A 22,930-nucleotide genomic window follows, 5' to 3' on the forward strand; every position below is an offset into this window, starting at 1 on the left:
ACTGGGACCAGCGCTGTTGGCAGTTCTGACCGCCTACCCGTCCGCCGGTTCCTGCAGGGCGGCGAGCACGTGCATGTGCTCCCGGTTCGACGGGTACAGGAGCCCGTAGGTGGCGTACAGCTTTTCGTAGAGCGGGGCAGTTGCCGGATCGGGCTTCACCCTCGCCGCCGTCCTGGCCCAGTCGGTCCCGGCAGGCACGGCCCCGGTTCCGATGGCGGCAAGCAGCGCGTCCCCGTAGCTGGCACCGATGGTCTGTTCCGGGACCAGCTGTTCGCGTCCGGTGATGTTGCTGACGATCTCCGTCCAGAGTCTGGCCTTGGTGCCCCCGCCGACGGCTGCGACGCGCCGGATCGGTTCGCCGGCGCTCTCGAGGTACTCCAGGATCTGCCGGATGCCGAAGCCGATGCCCTCGTACGCGGCACGGAACAGATGGCCGCGAGTGTGGCGCAGCGACAGTCCGGTGATCAGGCCGCGGGCGTCGGGATCGAAAACAGGCGTACGTTCACCGGCAAAGTAGGGCAGCAGCAGAAGCCCGTCGGACCCGGGCTGCACCGCGGCGGCCTCCGTGACGAGCTGCTCGAAGGGGACGTCGCCGAAAAGCCGCTGCAGCCAGGTGGTCAGGCTTCCGGACGTTGACATCCCCGCGGCCAGCGTCAAAGACCCCGGGTCCACGCCGGCCGTGGTCCAGAGTTTGGGTTCGGCGCGGAACTGCCCGAGGACCTGGACGAAGAACATCGTGGAGCCGTACATCAGCATGAGGTCGCCGGGTTGCCGGACGCCCGCGCTGAACGCCTCGGCCCAGGCATCAACCGTGCCTGCACAGACCGGAAGTCCTTCCGGCAACCCGGTCGCCTCGGCCGCCTGGCGGTGCACGCGGCCGCCTACTTCGGCTGGCCAGGCCAGCCGGGGTTGCGGCAGGTGGCCGGCGACGGCGTCGTACCGCTCCGGATGCCACCGGTTCGCACGGAGGTCGTACAGCGGATCGCACTGGCTTGCAGTGTGGTGGTCCAAAACCAGCTCTCCGGTGAGCTTAGCCAGGATGAAGGAGTTCAGGCTATGCCAGTTCCGGGCACGGGTGAAGACCTCCGGTTCCCGGTTGCGCAGCCATCGGAGCTTCGGTCCCACAGCCTGCGACGACAGAACCTTCCCGGCATCGCGGAAGATCGCCTCGGCACCGAACTCCTCCGTAAGCTCGCGGATTTCGACGACGGCCCTTGCGTCAATTCCATACAGGATCGCCGGGCGCAGCGGGGTCAGGTATTCGTCCGTCACGACCAGGCTGGGACCCATCGCGCTGACGCACATGCCGGCGACAGCCCCGGCGTCGTTCCTGGAAAGAAGCTCCCGGCACAGACGGACCACCTCCGCCCACGCCCCGCGCTCGGCGTCGAACTCGGCCCACCCGGGCCGCGGGTAGTCGACGTCATGCGTGACCGTTGCGCTGTCCACAACCTGGCCCCCGGCGTCCGCCAGTACCGCCTTGCTGCTGCCTGTGCCGATGTCGATGCCCAGAAACATGTCACTCAAACGGCCGGCCACTAGGCGCGGCCGTGCGAGGTGCGGGACTTACGTGACACGGCGTCGAGGATCACGGCAAGGAGCAGCACCAGCCCGGTGATCATGTAACGGAACGAGGATTCAAGGTTGAGCAGCGTGAGGCCGCTGGAGATGGACTGGATCACCAGGATGCCCAGGAGGGCGGAGAACGCGGAGCCGCGGCCGCCGAACAGGCTGGTTCCGCCGATCACCGCGGCGGCGATGGCGTTCAGGTTCACGTCGCCGGTGCCGCTGCTCTGCGCCGAAGCCGCCAGCCGGCCGGCAGCCAGCATGCCGCCGACGGCCGCGAACGTCGAACACAGGACGAAGATGGACACGTAGATGCGGTTGACGCTGATGCCGGCCCGCCGCGCCGCTTCCCGGTTCCCGCCGACGGCGTACACGGAGCGGCCCCACCGGGTCCGGGTGAAGGCGTAGTGCATCACCAGCACCAGGGCGGCGAAGAAGACGAACATCCAGCCGACACCGCGGGCCTGGTTCAGATACCACACCGCGAAAAGCAGGATCACGGCCAGCAGGACCGTCTGAATCACCACCAGCCGCATCGGCCGCCCGGACAAGCCTGCCTTGACCCGCTGGCGGGAAAGCGTGAGCTGGCTGAGGAAGAAGCCTGCCACGCCGAGCACCGCCAGCACGTACGACAGCCATCCCGGCACAAACGCCTGCTGGCCGAACCAGACCAGGAAGGAATCGAACGGCAGGTTGATGGTGCCCTCGACGCCGAGCACAAACAGCTGCAGGCCGAGGAAACCGAGGAGGCCAGCCAGCGTGATCACGAAGGACGGCACCCCGAACCTGGTGTACACCAGCGAATAGACCAGGCCGATGGCAGCGCCGGCGGCCATCGCCGTGAGGATCGCCAGCCCTATCGGCCAGTCCTGCTTGATGAAGGTGACGCCGACGATCGCCGCCGAGAGGCCGCTGACGGAGCCGACGGACAGGTCGATCTCGCCGACCAGCAGGACGCAGACGATGCCCAGTGCGATGACTCCGACGGCGGCGCTTTCCAGCAGCAGGTTGACCAGGTTGGCACTGGAGAGGAAGAAGGGGTTGAGCATCTGAAAAATGCTCCAGATAACCAGCAGTCCGACGACAATGGGCAGCACGCCCAAGTCGCCGCCCCGGACCCGGTTGATCCCGACCTTGACGGCGCCCTTGAAGCCCTCCGTCCGGATCAGCCGTTCATCCTGCAGGTCGGTGGCTACCGGGACGACCGGGCTGGTTGGATTCGTTGTCATGGTGCGGCTCCTTCTTCCGGTGCTGACCTGGACCCCTGTTGCCCGGCGCTGCCGGGGGCTTGGCCGGGCGGCAGCGAACCTCCGCCTGGTCCGTCCAGCCGGTCAGCCCCGCCCACCGTTCCTTCCGTTCCTGCCGTCCCTTCCGCGCTTGCGGCGGCTGCGGCGCCGGTTTGAGCGGCGCGCTGGGTCACGACGTTGTCGGTGGCGCCGGTGATGGCAGCGATCAGTTCGTCGGTGGACACGTCCTTCATCCGGAACGTGCCGTTGTTCTTCCCCAGCCGCAGCACCGCAACACGGTCGGAGACCGCTTTAACGTCCTGCATGTTGTGGCTGATCATGATTACCGCGAGGCCGTTTTCGCGCAGCCGCTCCACCAGATTCAGGACCTCGGCTGTCTGCGCAACGCCGAGGGCAGCCGTGGGCTCGTCGAGGATGATGAGCTTGGGGCTGCCGAGCAGTGACCGGGCGATGGCGACGGTCTGCCGCTGGCCGCCGGACAGCGAAGCGACGGCGATACGGACCGAAGGGATCTTGGCCGACAGCTGGCGCAGCAGCTTCCAGGACTGGACTTCCATCTCCACTTCGTTCAGCCGCCACGGTCCCAGCTCCCGGCCAAGGAAGAGGTTGTCGACAACGGTGAGGTTGTCGCAGAGGGCGAGGTCCTGGAACACGGTGGCAATGCCCAGCTGAATGGAATCCACCGGCGTGTGGATGGTGACGTCCTTGCCGTCAAAGTTCACGGTTCCGGTGTCCTGCGGATGCACGCCCGCGAGAATCTTGACCAGAGTCGACTTCCCGGCGCCGTTGTCACCGACCAGGGCGACGACTTCGCCGGCATGGACGTCCAGATCGATGTCGGTCAAGGCTGCGACAGCACCGAAGTGCTTGCTGACGCCCCGCATGGACAGCACCGGAGCGGTTGCCTCCGGCCGTTCCGCTGACACAGTGGACACTGCTTCCCCTTCCTGGGCTACTCAATGCCGAGCTCGTCGCAGCCCTTCTTATATTCGCCAGTGCAGACTTCCGACGCCTCGTAGATGCCGCCGTCGAAAATCACTTCCTTGACGTTCTCCTTGGTGACCACCGTTGGCACGAACAACGCCGACGGGGTGTCGAAGAGTGTGGCGTCAGGTTCAGGCGTTTCGCCGTTCAGCAACTGGACCGCGACCTCGGCCGACTTCTCCGCGACGATCTTGATCGGCTTGGAGATGGTGTTGTACTGGTCGCCGCTAATGATCCGCTGGATCGCCGCTACCTCCGCGTCGTTGCCGGTGACCGGCGGGAACGGCGAGACGCCCGCGGCCTTGAGCGCCGCGATGGCGCCACCGGCGGTGCCATCATTGGCGGCCACGACGCCGGTGATCTCCTCGCCGAACTGGGTGATCTGGCCGGCCACCCAGTCCTGGGCCTTGGACGGCTGCCACTCGGGTGTGTCATAAGAGGCCAGCACCGGATGCTCACTGGCATCGATGGCTTCCTTCGCGCCTTCCTTGATCAGCTGTGCGGCCCGGTCTGTCGGCGAGCCGTTAACCATCAGTACCCCGCCGGTCTCCTTGCCATCGGCGTCCAGCTTCTTGACCAGGTCCTCGGCGATGAGGGAACCGATCTTCTTATTGTCGAACGAAACGTAGAAGTCGGCGGGCGTATCCGGGACAGGCCGGTCGTACGTGATGACTTTGATGCCCTGGCCCTTCGCGGTGTTGACCAGCGAGGCGGCAGCGGTGCTGTCAACCGGGTCGAGGACCAGGACCTTGACGCCCTGGGTGATCATGGCGTTGGCCTGCTGCTGTTGCTTGTTCGCGTCTCCGTCCGCGTTTTGGTAGAGCACCTCGCAACCGCCGCAGAGTTCTTCTACCTTCGCCTTGAACAGCGGGCTGTCCTGCTGCTCATAGCGTGTGGAGGCCCGGTCCGGCATCAGGAAGGCGATTTTGCCCCCGGCCTCGCCGCCATTCCCCCCTCCGCCGCCTTCGCCGCCGCCACCGCCACCGCAGGCAGTCATGCCGGCTGCCAGAAACAGGGCAGTGGTGACGCCCAGGATTCCCCGTGTGTGCTTCTTCATCGGTGCTCCTCTGTACTGGTGGTGTGCCCCGTCGCGGCTGGTTGCGTTTTCGGGTCCCGCGGTCAGAGCCGCTGGGGGTAGATCATCGCCTTGAGCGATTCGGGTTCAGTGGACGTGTTGTCCAGTGCGGCTGCGGTTTGCGACAGCGAAAAGCTGTGCGTTACCAGCCCCTCCAAGTTGATACGGCCGGACGAAACCAAGGCAATGCCCAGCGGCCAGGTGTTCTTGTACCGGTTCACCATGGAGATGGTGATTTCTTTCCAATTGAGGATGGACAGAGGCAGCGGCACCTCTTCGGTCTTGGCGATGCCGATGACAGCTGCCCGGCCGGCCTCATGCAAGCGGCCAAGCGCGGAGGCAAGGACGCCATTGGCGCCCGAGCATTCCAGCAGAACGTCGAAGGTCCGCGAGGACGACGCGTCGCTTTTCTCCACCGTGAACCCATGGTCGGCGGCGACGCCGAGCCGGTAATCGGAAATGTCCGTCAACGTGACGCTGCCCGCGCCGAGGGCCCGCGCAGCTTCGGCGGCCAGCAGCCCAACCGGCCCGGCGCCGGTAATCAGCACGTCGTCGCCCGCCTGAAGATTCGACCGCTGGCAGCCCCACAGCCCCACGGACAGCGGCTCGATCAGCGCGCCGTCCTCGTAGCTCATCGAATCGGGGATCGGGAAGTAGCAGCGGGCGTCCATGGCCAGGTACTGCAGCAGTGCGCCGTCGTAAGGCGGGGTGGCCAGGAACTCCAGGTTGGGGCAGAGGTGGTAGCGTCCCGCCCGGCATTCTTCGCAGCTGCGGTCCGGCGTGCCCGGCTCGACGGCCACCCGGTCGCCAACACGAACATTGTCGACTCCTTCGCCGACGGCCACCACCTCGCCGGAAACCTCGTGGCCCAGGATGAACGGGCCATCGACGACAAACGGGCCGATCTTTCCGTAACGGTAATAGGCGACGTCGGAGCCGCAGACCCCGACGGCTTCCACTCGGATTACGGCCTGACCGGGAGCAGGCTCCGGCGTCGGGCGTTCCTGAATCTCGATGCTGTTCAAGCCCGTCATCACGGCGGCGGCATTGCCCATCTACGACTCCTTTGAAGCAGTCACTGGGTGAAACGGTTCCGCATGCTTGTGTGATTCAATGCACATGCACAGGCATATGCTAACCCCGGCAGAGGCGCTACGGCTATGAAATCGCAGGTGGGAGTTTCGCTGGGAATAGCGGCGCCGACGAGCCTCTGCTCTCCTGCACACGGTGAGGGTCGTGCTCAACGATGAAGAGACGGTACCGGAGGCAACAGCCGGACACAGCGGTCCCGAAAACTAGGGGTGCAGATGACTCGTCCGGGGCTTACCGGTCTGGTGAATGGATTGGACACTAGGTATATCCGTCCCAACAGCGACGATTTCCCCCGAAGGGACGGCCGGTCGAGCCGGAGCCTACGTTTCCCAACCCGCAGGCTCCGGCTCGACACCTGCTATTACGGGAAGGCAGCTGACAGGATGTTGCATGATTGAGATGCCGCCCCCTCCGGAACCGCCCAAACTGGAGCCGGAGAAGATCCGGGCGCTGATCTCCTATGCCGACGACATGGCCGTCTACATGCAGTCCGAAATTGAACTGGCATATGAGTTCGGCAAATCGACTCCGGAGAACGATCTGACAGAACTTGTTGAGGGCTGGAAGTTCACAGCACAAGGTCTCCGGGACAGCTACGACGGCCAGTACTGATCCGAAGCCCGTTCATCATGTTCCGGGGGCGTGACCTCTTGGACGTCGGTGGAACTTGGGCCGTATAGTCCGCCGGGATGGCCGCACCCGCGTTGGCGCGCTGGCTCTGCCGCCGGCACCCGACGGCGGCAGGGGGAGTGGCAGCCCTACCCCTTCCGGGAGCATTTTCGCCCTGGCCCGGTGGGAAGCCGCCATGCTGGAAGCGGACCGATGGCGCCTCGCAACGGGTTTGTCTTCCCTCAAATTGGGGCCGAGCATCACCACCACAAAAGGGGTGAAGGCGAGTACGAGGACGATGACGTAAAGGGTAATTTCCATGTCGAGCTCCTGCCCTTAGCATCAGGATAAGCGCCAAAAAACCGCTACACAATGGCTAATTTTCAGGCAGGAGAACCCACCGGTTCTCCCCGCCGACGGGCGCTTTGTCCGTGGGCAGACGGGCTTCGGAGCGTTCCCGAAGAGCTTGTCTGGGCTTGGCCCGAAAAGGCGAAATGGCCTGAAGTCAGGCCTCCCCAAGCCAACTCACTTCAAGCCATTCCATAGTGCCGCTGTTTCCCGGTGTTGCCACCCGGCCTGATGACTGGCCGCCCCCAACGGAGGACGCTGTCACTGGAATCAGTGTGTACCTGTCATAGCCGATTGACCAGTGTTAGGGGACCCTAGTCCTCAATACTGGGGATGCCCCGGCTTCAGTCCCTCCCATAGAGCACATCGACGATCCGCACCATGATCGATGCGATGTCGGCCGGGCTCACGGCTCCAGGGGCGGCCGCCGTGATGCCTCGGTTGATCTCGTGTGACAGGGCCTCTTCCGAGGAGATGCCGGGCGGCAGCCGCATCAGCCACACGAAGCCGGGAGGCGGTGCTGGTACGCCGGCGTCCCGGAGATAGTCCTCCACACTCTCGTCAATGGTCCGCCTGTCTTGCACCGTGAACGGTGCCATCCGGGTTTCGGTGACGCCGCCGGTTTCAATCGTGACCCGTACTTCCCGCCCGGTGTCATCGGCAGGCAGCTTACAGACGTTTTCGGTGCCGGCTGCCCAGGCGGCGAGCATGCCCCAGCCGGTTTCGGGTACCTCCGCCCATTCGCCGCTGCGGGCGCCGTCGGGAACCTCGTCCCAGTTTGTTGGACTCATCGCGGAAACCGGAGCCCTTCAGCTGGCTGGAGCTACCGGCTGACAGGAGCCGGGTCAGCGAAGGCGTCCGGCTGATCGGCCAGCTTCTTGTTGAACGCCCGGCCCAGGAGGTCGCTGCCTTGCTCGCCGAAGAAAAGGTCGTCCGCGCGCTCCTCCAGCTCGCTTTGCGCGTCCAGGCTATCAGGGTCATCGACGTCGATGTCTGCTGCCTCAGCGGCGATCGACACGATGCCGTCGGCGAGGGCATCGAGCCCGAACCAGCGGTAGCCCGCTACGGCGTTGGCGAGCTCATCCTCATCGAGAACCTGGATCCCATGCAGCAGGCCACCGTTCTGGGCGACGTTGTCCAGCATCAGCAAGTCATATAGTGCCCGGTCACCTTCGGCCCGCGGACCCTCATAGTCGTAGTCCAGCGCCCGGTTCCATACATCTTTTTCGCGCATAATCCGGAATCCCCTTAGCATTCGTAGCTACGGCCGGGCGCCGGCGGAAGCGGCCCCACGACCGAGCATAACGGTAGTCCCGCCGGAGGTGGAGAGCCCGACGCCAAGAAATTCGAACTGCTGAGCCGGATCAGGTCACCGGCGCGGGCTGACCTCCGAATTTTGAGTAAATCCTGAGGTGGCGCAGGCGCTGTCCTTGAGGTCTTGGCCAAATACTGTCTGACAGCGCATTCCTACAGAGGCACAGTCCTGACGCCCCTTGCCTGGACCATTCGCAGCTGTCTCCGCAGAAATGCGCTGAAACGGGATGCGGGCAGCGCTGGGAAAGAGCCTGCCCGCATTCCGGCAAAACTCAGGCTGTTGATTCCCTGTCCAGGCTCTCGGCTCTGAACGTCAGTCGTTGGCGGTAAACTCTTACCCGTGACCCCGGAGTTCTGCTGAACTTCGGGTACTTGTGTTGTGCCCTGCCGGGGAAGAGTAAGGATGAAAGACCATGAGCCTGAACGGACTGCGGACTGCCCTCGCTGAAGACAAGTCCTTCGAGCGGGTACGGCTCTACGCGTCCCGGCCGGCGGGGGAGCGCAGCGAGGATCTGCAGATCGGCGCGCCTCCCGGCCTGCGTGCCGCGCTGCTGGCGGAGATGGTCGAGGGGCAGGAATCCGGCGTCGTTCTCGCGGTCACCGCCACCGGGCGCGAGACCGAGGATCTGGCCACGGCGCTGCGCTGCTACCTGCCGGCTGAGTCCATCGAGGAGTTCCCCAGCTGGGAGACGCTCCCGCACGAGCGGCTTTCCCCGCGCTCGGACACGGTGGGCCGGCGCCTGTCCGTGCTGCGCCGGCTCAAGTACGACGACGCCGCCAGCCCGCTCCGTGTGGTCATCGCACCGGTTCGCGCGGTGCTGCAGCCGCTGGTCAAGGGCCTGGGCGAGCTGAAGCCCGTGTCTCTCAAGGTGGGGGACGAAGTGTCCTTCGAATCCGTGGTCCGGCAGCTGGCCGATGCTGCCTACGCGCGCGTGGACATGGTCACGCACCGCGGCGAGTTCGCGGTGCGAGGCGGCATCCTCGATGTCTTCCCGCCCACCGAGGACCATCCGGTGCGCATCGATTTCTTCGGCGACGAGGTGGACCAGATGCGCTGGTTCGCGGTGGCGGACCAGCGCAGCCTCTCGGGCGAGAACGTCAAGCACCCTAGCGCGCTGTACGCCCCGCCGTGCCGCGAGCTGCTGATCACCCCGGATGTGATGAGCCGGGCGGCGAAGCTGAAGTCCCAGATGCCGGCCGCGGCAGACATGCTGGAGAAGATTGCCGGCGGCATTGCGGTTGAGGGCATGGAGTCGCTGGCCCCGGTGCTGGTGGACGCCATGGTCCCGTTCCTCGGCGAGCTGCCGGAAGGTTCCCTCGCCGTCGTGATTGAGCCGGAAAAGGTGCGCGCCCGCGCCCACGACCTGGAAGCGACCAACGCGGAGTTCCTCGCCGCGGCGTGGGCCACCGCGTCCGACGGCGGCGACGCGCCGTTGGACCTGGCGCTGCAGGGGGACCTGGACGAGGCGAGCTTCCGCTCCTTGGCGGACACCCGCACCACCGCGCTGGACCGCAAGGTCTCCTGGTGGTCCATCACCTCCTTCAACCCGGACGATGAAACCGTGCTGGACGTGGACTCGCTGACCGTCAGCGCGCGCGAACCCCGCGGCTACCAGGGCGACGTGGCGGAAATGATGGAGTTCATCGGCGGCCGCGTCCGCGACCAGTGGCGCGTCGTCGTCGCAACCGAAGGTCCCGGCCCCGCGCAGCGCCTCGCCGAACTCTTCCACGACAATGACATCCCCGCCACCCGCGTCGACTCCCTCGAGGACGGCCCGACTCCGGGCATCATCGAAATTACGACGGCGAGTGCGGGCAAGGGATTCGTCTTCGATGGGTTGAAACTCGGCCTGCTCACCGAGGCGGACCTGCTGGGCCGGACTTCCGCCGCCGGCACCCGCGACATGCGCAAGATGCCCTCGAAGCGCCGCAACGCCGTCGATCCTCTGCAGCTGACCGCGGGTGACTTTGTGGTGCACGAGCAGCACGGCGTGGGCAAGTTCGTGGAGCTGCTGCAGCGCTCCTCAGGGGCCGGACCGACCAAGACGATGCGCGAATACCTGGTGCTGGAGTACGCGCCGTCCAAGCGCGGGGCGCCGGGAGACCGGCTGTTTGTGCCCACGGACCAGCTGGACCAGGTCACCCGGTACGTCGGTGGAGACGCCCCCGCGCTGTCCAAGATGGGCGGCTCGGACTGGGCGAACACCAAGAATAAAGCGCGCAAGGCGGTCAAGGAGATCGCCGGCGAGCTCATCCGGCTGTACTCGGCGCGGATGGCCTCGCGCGGGCACGCCTTCGCCCCGGACACCCCGTGGCAGCGCGAGCTGGAGGAGGCGTTCCCATACATCGAGACGCCGGACCAGCTGACCACCATCAACGAGGTCAAGAAGGACATGGAGCGCGAGATTCCCATGGACCGCCTGGTCTCCGGCGACGTGGGCTACGGCAAGACCGAGATCGCCGTGCGCGCCGCATTCAAGGCGGTCCAGGACGGCAAGCAGGTGGCGCTGCTGGTGCCCACCACCCTGCTCTCGCAGCAGCACTACGAGACCTTCTCCGAGCGGTTCAGCGGCTTCCCCATCCGGGTCAAGGCGCTCTCCCGCTTCCAGACCGCCAAGGAATCCAAGGAGACCATCGAGGGCGTGAAGAACGGCGCCGTGGACGTGGTCATCGGCACGCACCGGCTGCTCTCCAAAGAAGTGGACTTCAAGGATCTCGGCCTGGTCATCGTGGACGAGGAGCAGCGCTTCGGCGTGGAGCACAAGGAGGCGCTGAAAAAGATGCGCACCAATGTGGACGTCCTAGCCATGAGTGCGACGCCGATTCCGCGTACCTTGGAGATGTCGCTGACCGGGATCCGCGAGACTTCTACCTTGGCCACGCCGCCGGAAGAGCGGCACCCGGTCCTGACGTACGTGGGCCCGTACACGGACAAGCAGGCCTCCGCGGCGATCCGGCGCGAGCTAATGCGCGAGGGCCAGGTGTTCTTCGTGCACAACCGCGTCTCCTCGATCGACGCGACGGCCGCGCACATCCGCGAGCTGGTCCCCGAGGCCCGGGTGGAAGTGGCGCACGGACGGATGAGCGAATCCAAGCTCGAGCAGATCATCGTGGACTTCTGGGAGAAGCGCTTCGACGTGCTGGTCTGCACCACCATCATCGAAACCGGCCTGGACATCTCCAACGCCAACACCTTGATCGTGGACCGGGCGGACAACTACGGCCTGTCCCAGCTGCACCAGCTGCGCGGCCGCGTTGGCCGTGGCCGCGAGCGGGCCTACGCCTACTTCCTCTACCCGGCGGAGAAGCCGCTGGGCGAGGTGGCACTGGAACGGCTCAAGGCCGTGGCCTCGCATAACGAGCTGGGCGCCGGCATGCAGTTGGCTCTGAAGGACCTCGAGATCCGCGGCGCCGGCAACCTGCTCGGCGGCGAACAGTCCGGGCACATCCAGGGCGTCGGGTTCGACCTGTACATCAGGCTGGTCGGCGAGGCCGTGGCGGACTACCGCGGTGAAGCCGAAGAGAAGGCCGCCGAGATGAAGATCGAACTGCCCGTCAATGCCCACCTCCCGCACGACTACGTCCCGGGGGAGCGGCTGCGCCTCGAGGCTTACCGAAAGCTTGCGTCAGCCACGACGCTTGAGGGGATCGACGAGGTGGTCGAGGAATTGACCGACCGCTACGGCGAACCGCCCCTGCCCGTGCAGAACCTCGTTGCCGTGGCACGGTTCCGTGTGGGTGCCCGCGAGGTCGGCCTGACCGACGTGGCGCTGCAGGGCAACTTCATCAAGTTCGCCCCGGCCTCCCTGCCCGAGTCCAAGACCATGCGCCTGAACCGCATGTACCCCGGCTCGCAGGTCAAACCCAACCTCGACTTCATCCTCATCCCCAAGCCGAAAACCTCCCGCATCGGCGGCCGCGACCTCGCCGACCAGGCCGTCCTCGAATGGGCCCAAGGAGTCATCGACGCCGTGTTCAAGGGGTAGCGCTTCGGCGTGGGGGAGGAGTGAAACCGCGCATGACAGCGGCCGCACGACTTTCTTCAACTGTTTGGCCGGTCCAGCTGAACTCGATGATCATCATCGTCTCGTCCCACGGGTACGGCGGATGGTCGGTGGAAGTGCCGGTCACCCGTCGTCACTACAATTCAGGGAGCGGCCGCGGACACAGTCAAGGTCATGAACACGAAATTTAGGTAGGGGAGTGACTCAAACCGGATAGAGTGGGTGCCGCTGCCTCAGCGAGGAGGCGGTAAACCAATCAAAGAAAGCAACGTCGCATGAACTTTGAATCGCACTCCATGACCCTCAAGCTTTGGGACCGTTCAACCACAATCGAGGCCTTGGACGCTGCTGTGGCCCAGGTTGCGCTGAAGGCAAACGTCTCCAAGGACCAGGTACGGGTCATCCGGAGCGGGCCCCAGGTCTTCACCGTTGGTTTGGCCAACAATGCGTCGTCAAACCTCCTCGCTGGCTGACGCGGCGTCGCGACGGATGGTCTCGACGGTGCGCCTCTACTGGTCGGCGTCAGCCGGTCGGTGAGCGGGCCCATGGTCCAGGGTGCCTTAGCCGAGATATGAGTGCGGTCGAGGTCGACGGAACCTGCGAAGCATTAAAGAAGCAGGAGCAACACCATCAGCCCGGAGGCCACCATGGTCAGTCCGACGCCCATCCTACTGGCGATAACCACTGCTCGCCGGATGTCGACCAGCCCCGGGCTGGTCCGCTGGACGATCCAGTTAATCACTGCAACAACCGCCATGAGTCCGCTGAAAGTGCTGGCAGCGATGCGCGGGCCATGTTTGCACCCTTCTTTCCCGCTTACTTCAGGCCCCGGAATCTGACCCGTTCGAGCAGATGCGTAGCCCAAGGATAGTGCCGTGACAACACAGCCAGGCCGCCCGCGATGGTGAACAGTCCCGGCCCCGGCAGCACGAGACCGGCGATTCCCAACGCCATGAGGATCTAGCCCAGCACTTCCGTGCCTGTTGCCACAGTCAAGGCGGAACGGCGCCGCTCCTCCTCGGCATAAGTTCGTCGTCGCACGCCAGCCCCGTTCGGTGAGTCCGTAGAACGAACCGCTCCGGCGAACCGCCGCTGCCCGCGCAGAACCTCATCGCGGTGGCGCGCTTCAGGGTTGGTGCCCGCGAGGCCGGCCTGACTGAAGTGACCCGCAGGGCAGCTTCATCAAGTTCGCCTCCCTCCCTGCCGAGTCCAAGACCATGTGCCTGAACCGCATGTACCCCGGTTATCAGGTCAAACCGAACCTCGACTTCATCCTCATCCCCGAGCCCGAACCTCCCGCATCGGCGGCCGCGACCTCTCCGACCAGGCAGTCCTCGAATGGGCCCAAGGCGTCATCGACGCGGTTGTCAAAGGGCAGCGCTTCGAAGACGGTTCGGATCCTTGATGGAGACCTCGACGGCACGCTTTACTAGTACGGCGTCAGCGCCTGCCGGATCATTATCGGCCCGGGCGGCCGGGACTTCGGCGCCACGGATCCTAAACCGGTGACCAAGCGCCGTGGATGTGGCGGTCACCAGTACGGGAGGACCGCCACACGCCATGGCGAACCGAATGAACAGGTGCTGTGACAGCTCCTTATGAGAGGGCGGCGCACACGTCCGTAACCTTGCCTGGGCCATCGGCATTAAATACGCGCACCTCGTTGCCGTCTTCATCGACGGCAAAGTTGAAGTTGCCCACCACAAGGAACAATCCGGGCCTCGCGGACCCAGGGCTCTCTGGTGTGGGCAGAGGATTGGTCAGGATGTTGCGTCCCCGCACTTCCGTTTCAATGATGGTTTCACCGTTAACAACGACGTCGCGTTCGAAGCGAACCCCGGTGATGACAGAAGTAAAGGTCTTGCCGTTTGCAGTAAGGGTGATCTTCTGACCGGGGGAGGTGATGATCCTTCTTTCGTTGCCTGTCTCAATCACCTTGGACTTTCCAGTGAGCGTGAAATCGACCTCGAAGTCGCAGAAGCCGTCGAGGTCGCCACTTCCCCCGACATTGATGGGTGCTACGCCATTGGCAGCAGACACTGGGCTCGCAGTTGCGATGAGACCTGCAACCACGGCAGTGGGGATAAGCCAGTGTTTCATTTTGAGCTCCTTGCAGTTTGGTTCTTGCCCCTATCGGAAGCCGCCTAGGAAAACCTTTGAATCGGCGACCGCGGACACTGTAAGTTTCTCGACCTTTCGAAAACCTTGTGCTGCAGGTCAGTGCGCTGATAGGGGACTAAAGCAACCAATAGAAGCGGCTGGCCGGCAACATTTGGGATCTACCAACGTCTTTGGTTGGCGTCTCTTGGATTGCGCTTCGGACCATTACGCGCTTAGAGGCGTAGCGCTTTGACCATTTCGATAAGATCCCCGTAACAATGAGCCCGGCGCAATGGATGAATCGATACGTCAGCCGATATTGCGCCGCAGAAGGTATTTGAAGAAAGTATTTTACTTCGTTTAACTCCGCGTGTCCTTCGCGGCGTGTCGCGCCAGGCTTACGTCATAAACCGGATCTCACAACGACGCCTTTTTCAAAGCACTATGTTTCGCTTCCGATTTGCCATACCTTTTTGGAACTGCAGCACTATCACTGACAATTGGCCCGGATTCCAGCAACGGAAACATCCAATCCGCTTCCGATTGTCAGTGATCGCTGGACTTCCTCCTGCAATGACAATCGCATTGTGGGAGTGCCGGGGCTCAGCCGTTCAGGGGCAAATTCGGACAGGCTAAGGAAAGACAATGAACATCCCAGCTCTCAATATCAGCACGCCCATTTACGCTTTGGTAGGCCTTATCGCCCTAGCGATCAAGGGTATCCAATCACACCGAGCTAAACATGCAGCCAACGTGCAACACCGGCTAGGGCGCGGAATATCATGAGCGGCCCAACAATTACTGCGATCGTTCCTGCCTACAACGAAGAGGAAGGTATCGGCGAAACATTAGAAGCATTGTTGAATCAGTCCGAACCTTTTGACGAAATTATCGTGGCTAATGATGCATCCACTGATCGAACGCGTGAGATCTCTTTGGCATATGGCGTGACTGTGGTGACACCGCCGCAAAACCTTGGCAGTAAGGCTCGCGCACAAAACTTCGCTCTCCCCTTCTGCAAGACCGACCTGGTCCTGCCCGTTGATGCAGATACTGTGCTTGCACCTGACTATGTATCGCTCATCAAGGAACCGTTTGCTGATCCGGAAGTGGTCATCGCTGCAGGCTGCGTCTTGACCAAAAACTCCCGCACAATGACCGAGCGCGGCCGCACAATCGAGTACATGTTTGGCTTTCACTGGCATCGGCCTATCCAAAACGCCGCGAACTCTCCTGTTGTTTGCTCGGGATGCGATTCAGCATTCCGACGCAAGGATTTAGTCGACTTCGGAGGCTTCCCCGAGCGGACGATAGTGGAGGATATGGACTACACCTGGAGCCAACAGATCGCCGGGAAACGGGCGGTGTATGTAGGCGATGCTGTGGCTTACGCTGCAGACCCTGACACGATGAAGTATTTGCGCAAGCAGGTGTGGCGATGGATGGCAGGCTTTTTCCAGAACGTCCGAATTCACAGTAGGGAACTTTTGCAGAAAAAGCGCATGCTCGCGTTGTGGGTTTTTCTCGCAGTCTGGGAGATATTGACTGTTCCATTGTGGTATGTTATGCCGTTGATATGGCTCTTCGTGTTCCAGTGGACGCCAATTGTCGCCGGTGCTTGGTTCTTCGGTGCGGAGTTCGCGCTTCTAATGCCGCCATTAATCTACGCTTCCATACGTCGAAAAATCTCGTTCTGGCATGTACTTATGTGCATACCGGCGCTCTATGTGGTCAAAGCAGTGAACTTCACCTACGCATGGAAGGCACTGATCGTGGAACTCGTGCTGTTTCCGCTTGGCCTAAGCAAAGGCCTGCACGATTACGAGAAGGGCCGGGCGGATACACCGACTTCAGACAGAACGGCTGAACCGCTGCAGACTGTCGCTGGGGCCAGAGTCTCTGCAAGCTCTCCCGGCCTACCGGCAAGAGCAGTTGGCGCCCCTGATACACCGGCTGTTAATCCGGAGGGTATCGCAAACGAAGGCTACTATCAGGGTATTCAAAGCAGTCCCAAGCGTTTGATGCGCGCGTCCAAGCATTCCTCAAGGAGGGTCACGGGTCAGACCTAACTTCTGTCCGCCGTTCGAAGTGGGACACGTCGACAAGTACCGGGACGAGAAAGTTCCGGCCAATGGGCGACCGGGAATCTGTGTGGCGAGCTGCTACAGCACGTCAGGAAAGGGTAGCTGGTGCCCAATACCAGTCATCCTCTGTCGTAATTCTGATGCCATATTCGTATCAACGGCAACACGAATCTGGGTACGTCTCTGCGTGCCTGTGGGTAGGTAATGTCAGCGTTCAAAATGGAACGCCTGTCCTAGGCTAGAGGATGGAAATGATGGGCGAGCATGTGCAGGTTGGAAGCCACAAGATCTGGACCGAGCAGGTCGGCACAGGGCCGGACGTGCTCTTGATCGGTGGTTTAGGGGACACCGTTGAGTCCTGGCGGTTCCAGCTGGACCGGTTGACCGACCGCTACCGACTAACCGCATTCGATAGCCCCGGCGGAGGCAGGACAGCGATGCTGGGCGGCAAGCTAACCGTGGAAATGCTGGCCGATGACACCGCAAGATTGCTCCGTACGCTGGGCATTCCAATTGCTCACGTTGCAGGTTTTTCCGAGGGCAGCATCATCGCCCAGGAGCTGGCCATCCGGCACCCGGAGTTGGTCCGCAGTCTCATTCTGCAGAGTACGTGGCTTGTACCTGACATTTGTCTGCGGACTTTTGACCGGTGTGTACGCTGGATGGTTGAGACGGCCCCGGGCGAGCGGGAATTTCTAGAAGCGCTTTACTTATATCTCTATACGGCGAGGGCGCACAATGACGGCACCGTGGAACGGATCATTGGCGACGTACTCAATTTTCCCCACAAGCATGGGGCAGCTGAGATGTTGACTTTCCTCGAAGCCATCGCCAATCGTGACGCCGCGGATCGACTTCATATGATCACTGCGCCCACGCTGGTACTGGCGGGCGGTGCCGACAGAGTCACTAGACCGAAGCTCGGACGCGAAGTCGCCGGCAGGATCCGCGGTGCGCGGTTTGAAGTCATGTCGGAAGAAGGGCACCAACCCTTTCAAGAAGCCTGTGAAAAGTGGAACGCCCGAGTGGATGCCTTCTGGCGTCAGGTCGGCAACGACGCTTCTACACCAGCCGTTCATGGCCTTGGCGCTGCCGACAAGGAAGCAGAGGTAACTCGATTAATGGCCGAACGTTACGGGCAACCTTTCACTTTAGAAGCAGAGGCACAAAGCTCCAGTTCCATTGACAGCGATGGTGGAGGGCAGGTTGTTGACCGCCGTGCTGCAGTTCCAGACCATGGCCGGGTTGGTGACGTTTCGAAGGCCGTTGCCGCCGCTGGCGATCCTGCGTGAAGGTCACAATGACAATCGTAGGCAGGTTGCCGCCGACTTTGACCGTGTCGACGCTCATAGTGGCGTTGAACGGGGCCGTTCGGCGGGACTTGTCGTAGTTCCACCGCAGGTTGATCGATCCGACATTCACCGTCCTGTTCTGCCGGATGAAGTCGACCGTGTAGCCGTTGTTGCCCAGACCCAGAAGGTTGCCGTCCCGCGGCCGGAGGGGGGAGAGACGGTTAGCGGAGCCCCGGTCTGCCCGGGCTGATGGAGGCAGGATTGATCTGCTGGCTGTAGGTGGAGCTCACCCTGTCGTCCGCTTCAGGCCGTCCTGCGGTGGATCCATTGGTGGTTTGGATGTCCAATCCGCGCAGCGGGCTGTTATGCACTTGGCAGGAAGTGACGATTTAAGGATTAGGTATAACAGGCTGCCGGGCGAAGACAGTTTGAAGCTACTCTGCTTCAGGCGCTTCATAGCGGAGCTTAGCCCAGTTTTCGGCCACAGCTAAGTGTCTCCTTGCCGCGGCCACCACGGCCTCCGGTATGGGATCGCGCCAGGCCCGCGCAAGGTCTGTGAGCGTCTCCGCGGCAGAACGACGTGCCAAGGCCAATTCCATGGAATCGGCGATGCCAACACGGATGGCTGGTGTTGCGGTCATGCCTTGTATTCGAAGCAAGGTGGTCAAACGGATTGCTTCGGCACGCCTCAGAGCAACTCGTGCAGGTGCAGGCTGAGCCATAGAACCAGGGTGTCTTCGGGCTGGTCCAGGTCGATGCCAAAAAGTTCGCTGAGGCGCCGTAGACGATAGCGCAGGGTGTTCTGGTGCAGCGAAAGCGCGGCGGCAGTTTTGGCGGAGTCACGGGAGAAATCGAGGTAGGTACGCAGCGTCGTGGCGTACTCGGTGCCGGATTTGGCATCGAACTCCAGCATCCTCGTTGCGGCCGGGGACATGAGACGCGGGGTTTTCCGGAACTGTGCCGCGAGCTCAAGTAGGGTCAGGCGGCTGCGTACTTCCTGGGCGCTGGCGTAGGCACCGACGCTACGGCCTGAAGCGAGCATCAACAGGACGAGGTCTGCGTCATGCCGTGAACGGCTGATGCCAGCGACGGTCGCCGTCGCAGAGCCGGTCGACGCCCGAAGCCGGACCGGCAGGGTGGCGGCGGACCGCTCAATCAGCCGGCGTGCCAGAGTCTCGATGGAGTTGAGGGCTGAGGCAGCGGCGTCGGTGAAAAGGGCGTAGATGGTGGTGCCGATGAGTACGCAGTGGGCGCCTTGCCGGTAGGACTCACATTGTGTGGTGACAAGGTCTACGATGCGGAGCAGGGAGATTTCGTCGGTTTGCCTGAGTTCCGGTTGGAAAGCGGCGACGACGAAGGGGCCAGACGGCTTCAGCCCGAGCTGTTCCGCAATGAGTTGGACGTCGTCGCCGCCTTCGAGGAGCCGGCGGAGGAGTTCTGCCCGTTGCTGCCGGGCGAGATCGTTGGCGCTGCGGGCACGCAACATGTGCAGGGCGGCGATATCGGCGGCGCGCTCCAGTGCCTGCTCCGCGTCGGAATCCAGGTCTCCGTCAGCGTCGACAACCCAGATGGAACCCAGCGGTTGATTCCCTGCCCGGACGGCGATAGCCAAACGGTCCAATGCGGTGCCGATCCCCTTGATATGCACTGCGCCGCGAGATTGGAACACGGAGGCGTACTGCTCGGCGTTTTCCGGCAGGTAGGGAACTTGTCGCCCCAGGATTCCGTTCCGTCGGTCCTCGTCGATGGGCTGGTCGGGGAGGGCCGAGTAGGCCAGTACCTGTTCCTGGAGATTTTCGATGGTGGTGGCGCCGCCGACCATGGCTGCGATGGCATTGGCCAAGGCAAACAGGTCACCTGCCCCCAACGGCGAGGGCGACCTGCTGGTTTCTGCCGCGGTACTCAGCGCCGATTCCAGGAGGGCGTAGAGCTGCCGCCAGCCGACGGCGTCGTCCACCACCAGCAGCGCGATGCCGGCTTCGACGGCAGTATCGACGAGTTCGTCGATGTTCTGGGAGAGCTGCTTCAAGACGACGGCGCCGAAACCAGCGCTCGCGGCGCTCCGGACGACGTCGTTAGTTCTTGGATCTGCGGGATGGAGGCCGATCCCAAGCAGGATTTCTCCACGGAATCCTTCGAGGGGTGCGAGCGAATCGTAGAGAGCCGGGCTGGTTAGGGACAACTTGGGGGCGTTGCCGTACGAACGGACTAGCAGCCCGGAACGCTCCAATACTTGCAGGAGGTCGGACAAGTCGATGCTGTCCGGGGTTTTCGCGAGGGTGGCCACCACGTGCACATTACCTGGGGTATGTGCTGGGCCACAAGACAAACCCTCAAGGTTGGTGCCGGGCACTGAAGTCATGACGCCTTACTTCAGACCATAGTTGAGCCATGTCACTTACAGTTGAAGCTAGCCCGGCAGCACCGCACGCCGAGGAAGCGGCGGCCACTGCCGCCGCTAGAGCCGGCGTCCGGGTCGTCGATGAACACGATCGGGAAAGACTCCGGGACGTTGAAGAGTTGCTCATCTCCATCTGGGGAATGTCTCCCCACGGTGCGCCCGTTCCCTTCGATCTCCTGCGAAGCATCTCCCACGCCGGCTGCAATGTTTCCGCCGCCTACAGGACGGATGGCGTGCTGTGCGGCGCTGCTGTTGGCATCGTCTCCCCGGGAGGGAGAACAACCTATTCGCTGATCGCCGGCGTCCTGCCCGGCACGGCTGATAAGGGCGTCGGTTTCGCCCTCAAACAACACCAGCGCGCCTGGTCCCTGGCCCGCGGCATCGACACGATGACGTGGACCTTCGACCCTCTGGTCAGCCGGAATGCCCGCTTCAACCTCACGAAACTTGGTGCCCACGCCACGGAATATGCCCGCGATTTCTACGGCGAAATGCAGGACGACATCAACGCCAACGATGAAAGCGACCGGCTCGTCGCCGTCTGGCCGCTGACCTCCACCCGAAGCATCAACTGCAGCGAAGGCTCAGTCGAAGAACCGCAGCTGCCCGAAGCGGACCTGGTCAGCATCCTCGAATACGGGCCCGACTCCGGACCACTGCTCCGCGAAACCCCGGGCAACCTCTGGTGCCGTGCACCGCAGGACATCGTCGCCTTGCGTGCCGCGAATCCCGGTGAAGCCAGCCAATGGCGGTTGACGATCCGCGGGATCTTCGAATCCGCCTTCGCCTCCGGCTACCGCGCCACCGGAGTCACCCGGACCGGCTGGTACCGGCTGTCCAAAACCAGCCAGGCCTGACCTACACCCAACACCAGGAGTAAACAATGCGCCACAAAAATCGAGCAGTTTCCGTGCGCCACGTCCTCGGCGTCGCAAGCCTGAGCCTCCTCGTCGGACTCACCGGGTGTGCAGGAGGAGCCGCGCCGGCCGCGGAGCCGCAGCCAATCTCCACGGCCAACATCGACCCCGCCGCCGCAGCGGCCCTGCCGGAGGAATACAAATCGGCCGGAGTGATAAAGGTGGCATCGGACATTCCCTATCCGCCGCTGGAGATGTTCGATGAAAACCAGCAACTCACGGGCCTGGACTACGACCTTGCCCAGGCGATGGGCGCCAAGCTCGGCGTGCGGCTGGAACTGCAGACGCAGGCGTTCGACAGCATCATTCCGTCCCTGCAGTCCGGCAAGAACGACATCATCATGTCCGGCATGAACGACACGGTTGAGCGGCAGGAGACCCTGGACTTCGTGGATTACCTCCACGCCGGATTCTCCATCCTGGTCCCGGAGGGCAATCCGGAGAGCATCACCACCGTTCTCGATCTATGTGGCAAGAACGTGGCCGTGCAGAAGGCGACAGTGCAGGGGGAGATCCTCCGCAGCTACGACCAGCAGTGCAAGGACAAGGGCTCCGAGCCTGTGAACGTTGCCGAGCTCCCCCTGGAAACCGATGTGCAGACAGCCGTCCGCTCCGGCAAGGCCTCCGCCGACGTCGTCGATTCAGCGGTGGCAGCCTATGCCGCGAAGACCGCTGGGGACGGCAAGATCTTCGACATCGTGAAGGACCCCGCGAATCCGGCCGGCTACAACCCCGTCTACACCGGGATCGGCATCCTCAAGGAGGACAAGGAACTGAGCCAGGCCATCCTCGCAGCCCTCGAGGCGGTCATCGCCGACGGCACCTATGACGAGATCCTGGCGAAGTACGACCTGTCCGATTACACGGTAAAGGAAACCGGGCTCAACTTGGGCGGAACCAAACCATGAAGCCGGTGAGCACCCTCCCCACCCCGCATGTTGGAGAAACGGGGAACACCACCGCCAGCACAGCTGACGACGTCGTCGCTGTTCCGTTGCGGCATCCGTGGCGGTGGATCGTTGCGGGGGCACTGGCCCTGGGGTTTGTCGCCCTCTTCTCGTCCCTGTGGACCAACCCCAATATCGACCACGCCACCATCGGCAGCTACGTTTTCCACCCGCGGATCCTCAGCGGAATCGGCCTCACCCTGGTGGTGACCGTTGTTTCCATGCTCGTCTCCACGGTCCTCGGCGTGCTGCTGGCGGTGATGCGCCTGTCGAAGAACCCGGTGATGAATGCCTTCGCCTGGTTCTACGTCTGGGTATTCCGCGGTACCCCGCTGCTGATCCAGATCGTCTTTTGGGGATACCTGGGGCTGCTGTATTCGCAGATATCCCTGGGCGTCCCGTTCACGGACTTCACGGTGTTCTCGGTAGACACCAACACGCTGGTACCGGCATTCACCGCCGGGCTGCTGGCCATGACTCTGAACCAGGCGGCGTATTCGGCGGAGATCATCCGGGGCGGGCTGGTTTCGGTGGATGCGGGCCAGCATGAGGCCGCGGCCTCGCTCGGAATGTCTCCGGCATTCACCCTCTTCCGGGTGGTGCTGCCTCAGGCGATGCGCGTGATCATTCCGCCGATGGGCAACGAAACCATCTCGATGCTGAAGAACACGTCCCTGCTGTCCGTCATCGCGGTTCTTGAGCTCTACACCGTGGCCACCCAGATCTCCTCGCAAAACCTCCGCCAGGTGGAACTGCTCGTCGTCGTTAGTTGCTGGTACTTGTTCCTGACCTCGGTGCTGTCCGTGCCGCAGTACTACCTGGAACGGCACTATGGCCGTGGGAATGCGCGCCAAGCGGGCCCCACGCCGTTGGGCCGGATTGTGTCCTCGTTCCGCAAAGGCAAGCAGCCAGAATCGAAAGGACCGGTCAATGACTGACGCCCTCGCAAC

General features: G+C 63.0%; 20 protein-coding genes and 1 pseudogene. 9 read left to right on the top strand and 12 right to left on the bottom strand.

The window, feature by feature from the left end:
- Positions 1-33 precede the first annotated feature (33 nt).
- The 5 genes from J5251_RS11360 to J5251_RS11380 form a co-directional block, all read right to left on the bottom strand.
- On the bottom strand, positions 34-1,518 hold the full coding sequence (locus J5251_RS11360; RefSeq protein ID WP_208576143.1) for an FGGY-family carbohydrate kinase: 1,485 nt from the start codon (positions 1,516-1,518) through the stop codon (positions 34-36).
- A 20-nt stretch (positions 1,519-1,538) separates the two neighbouring features.
- Positions 1,539-2,795: a sugar ABC transporter permease gene (locus J5251_RS11365; RefSeq protein WP_208574034.1), complete on the bottom strand. Its 1,257-nt coding sequence runs from the start codon at positions 2,793-2,795 to the stop codon at positions 1,539-1,541.
- Positions 2,792-3,748 carry an ATP-binding cassette domain-containing protein gene (locus tag J5251_RS11370; protein WP_432264398.1) on the bottom strand — a complete coding sequence of 319 codons (957 nt, stop codon included), beginning with the start codon at positions 3,746-3,748 and terminating at the stop codon, positions 2,792-2,794. The genes J5251_RS11365 and J5251_RS11370 overlap by 4 nt, the downstream gene beginning before the upstream one ends.
- 17 nt (positions 3,749-3,765) lie before the next feature.
- Positions 3,766-4,854, bottom strand: a complete 1,089-nt coding sequence (locus J5251_RS11375; protein WP_205676835.1) for an ABC transporter substrate-binding protein — start codon at positions 4,852-4,854, stop codon at positions 3,766-3,768.
- 62 nt (positions 4,855-4,916) lie between these two features.
- Positions 4,917-5,927: an NAD(P)-dependent alcohol dehydrogenase gene (locus J5251_RS11380; protein WP_208574035.1), complete on the bottom strand. Its 1,011-nt coding sequence runs from the start codon at positions 5,925-5,927 to the stop codon at positions 4,917-4,919.
- 427 nt (positions 5,928-6,354) lie between these two features.
- Between J5251_RS11380 and J5251_RS11385 the strand changes: the two genes are divergently transcribed.
- Entirely contained in the window at positions 6,355-6,576 is a 222-nt protein-coding gene (locus tag J5251_RS11385) for a hypothetical protein (protein ID WP_208574036.1), read from the top strand.
- A gap of 689 nt (positions 6,577-7,265) precedes the next feature.
- Here the strand turns inward: J5251_RS11385 and J5251_RS11390 are convergent.
- Positions 7,266-7,712, bottom strand: a complete 447-nt coding sequence (locus tag J5251_RS11390) for a DUF5956 family protein (protein WP_208574037.1) — start codon at positions 7,710-7,712, stop codon at positions 7,266-7,268.
- Positions 7,713-7,744: 32 nt separating this feature from the next.
- Positions 7,745-8,155 (bottom strand): hypothetical protein, encoded by a 411-nt coding sequence (locus J5251_RS11395; RefSeq protein ID WP_139006234.1) that lies wholly within the window; start codon positions 8,153-8,155, stop codon positions 7,745-7,747.
- A 493-nt stretch (positions 8,156-8,648) separates the two neighbouring features.
- On the opposite strand from J5251_RS11395, the gene mfd reads away from it, so the two are divergent.
- Entirely contained in the window at positions 8,649-12,221 is a 3,573-nt protein-coding gene (gene mfd / locus J5251_RS11400) for a transcription-repair coupling factor (RefSeq protein WP_208574038.1), read from the top strand.
- A gap of 293 nt (positions 12,222-12,514) precedes the next feature.
- Positions 12,515-12,712: a hypothetical protein gene (locus J5251_RS11405; protein WP_139006232.1), complete on the top strand. Its 198-nt coding sequence runs from the start codon at positions 12,515-12,517 to the stop codon at positions 12,710-12,712.
- Positions 12,713-12,846: 134 nt separating this feature from the next.
- Here the strand turns inward: J5251_RS11405 and J5251_RS11410 are convergent, their stop codons facing one another.
- Both J5251_RS11410 and J5251_RS20665 read right to left on the bottom strand, forming a co-directional pair.
- Entirely contained in the window at positions 12,847-12,996 is a 150-nt protein-coding gene (locus J5251_RS11410; RefSeq protein ID WP_208574039.1) for a hypothetical protein, read from the bottom strand.
- Between the two features lie 59 nt (positions 12,997-13,055).
- Positions 13,056-13,193: a PGPGW domain-containing protein gene (locus J5251_RS20665; RefSeq protein ID WP_208574040.1), complete on the bottom strand. Its 138-nt coding sequence runs from the start codon at positions 13,191-13,193 to the stop codon at positions 13,056-13,058.
- 117 nt (positions 13,194-13,310) lie between these two features.
- Here J5251_RS20665 and J5251_RS20670 point away from each other — a divergent pair.
- Positions 13,311-13,644 (top strand): annotated as a pseudogene (locus J5251_RS20670) (hypothetical protein); the annotation flags it as partial.
- Between the two features lie 191 nt (positions 13,645-13,835).
- Here J5251_RS20670 and J5251_RS11420 read toward each other — a convergent pair.
- Entirely contained in the window at positions 13,836-14,339 is a 504-nt protein-coding gene (locus J5251_RS11420; RefSeq protein ID WP_208574041.1) for a hypothetical protein, read from the bottom strand.
- Positions 14,340-15,121: 782 nt separating this feature from the next.
- Between J5251_RS11420 and J5251_RS11425 the strand changes: the two genes are divergently transcribed.
- Both J5251_RS11425 and J5251_RS11430 read left to right on the top strand, forming a co-directional pair.
- Positions 15,122-16,408 carry a glycosyltransferase gene (locus J5251_RS11425; protein ID WP_208574042.1) on the top strand — a complete coding sequence of 429 codons (1,287 nt, stop codon included), beginning with the start codon at positions 15,122-15,124 and terminating at the stop codon, positions 16,406-16,408.
- A gap of 269 nt (positions 16,409-16,677) precedes the next feature.
- On the top strand, positions 16,678-17,715 hold the full coding sequence (locus J5251_RS11430) for an alpha/beta fold hydrolase (RefSeq protein WP_208574043.1): 1,038 nt from the start codon (positions 16,678-16,680) through the stop codon (positions 17,713-17,715).
- A 434-nt stretch (positions 17,716-18,149) separates the two neighbouring features.
- Here J5251_RS11430 and J5251_RS11435 read toward each other — a convergent pair whose 3' ends face one another.
- Both J5251_RS11435 and J5251_RS11440 read right to left on the bottom strand, forming a co-directional pair.
- Positions 18,150-18,356, bottom strand: a complete 207-nt coding sequence (locus J5251_RS11435) for a hypothetical protein (RefSeq protein WP_208574044.1) — start codon at positions 18,354-18,356, stop codon at positions 18,150-18,152.
- Between the two features lie 47 nt (positions 18,357-18,403).
- Positions 18,404-20,077, bottom strand: a complete 1,674-nt coding sequence (locus tag J5251_RS11440; protein ID WP_208574045.1) for a PucR family transcriptional regulator — start codon at positions 20,075-20,077, stop codon at positions 18,404-18,406.
- Positions 20,078-20,106: 29 nt separating this feature from the next.
- Here J5251_RS11440 and J5251_RS11445 point away from each other — a divergent pair, with 29 nt between their 5' ends.
- From J5251_RS11445 to J5251_RS11455, 3 genes are read left to right on the top strand one after another with little or no spacing between them, the layout of a single operon-like run.
- Positions 20,107-20,973: a hypothetical protein gene (locus tag J5251_RS11445; protein WP_208574046.1), complete on the top strand. Its 867-nt coding sequence runs from the start codon at positions 20,107-20,109 to the stop codon at positions 20,971-20,973.
- 26 nt (positions 20,974-20,999) lie between these two features.
- The gene (locus J5251_RS11450; RefSeq protein ID WP_208574047.1) at positions 21,000-21,941 is read left to right on the top strand and encodes an ABC transporter substrate-binding protein; all 942 of its coding nucleotides are present in this window, start codon (positions 21,000-21,002) and stop codon (positions 21,939-21,941) included.
- Positions 21,942-21,946: 5 nt separating this feature from the next.
- Entirely contained in the window at positions 21,947-22,918 is a 972-nt protein-coding gene (locus tag J5251_RS11455; protein ID WP_244250637.1) for an amino acid ABC transporter permease, read from the top strand.
- The last annotated feature ends 12 nt before the right edge of the window (positions 22,919-22,930 follow it).

The sequence above is a fragment of the Arthrobacter crystallopoietes genome, assembly GCF_017603825.1.
Taxonomy (GTDB): domain Bacteria; phylum Actinomycetota; class Actinomycetes; order Actinomycetales; family Micrococcaceae; genus Crystallibacter; species Crystallibacter crystallopoietes_B.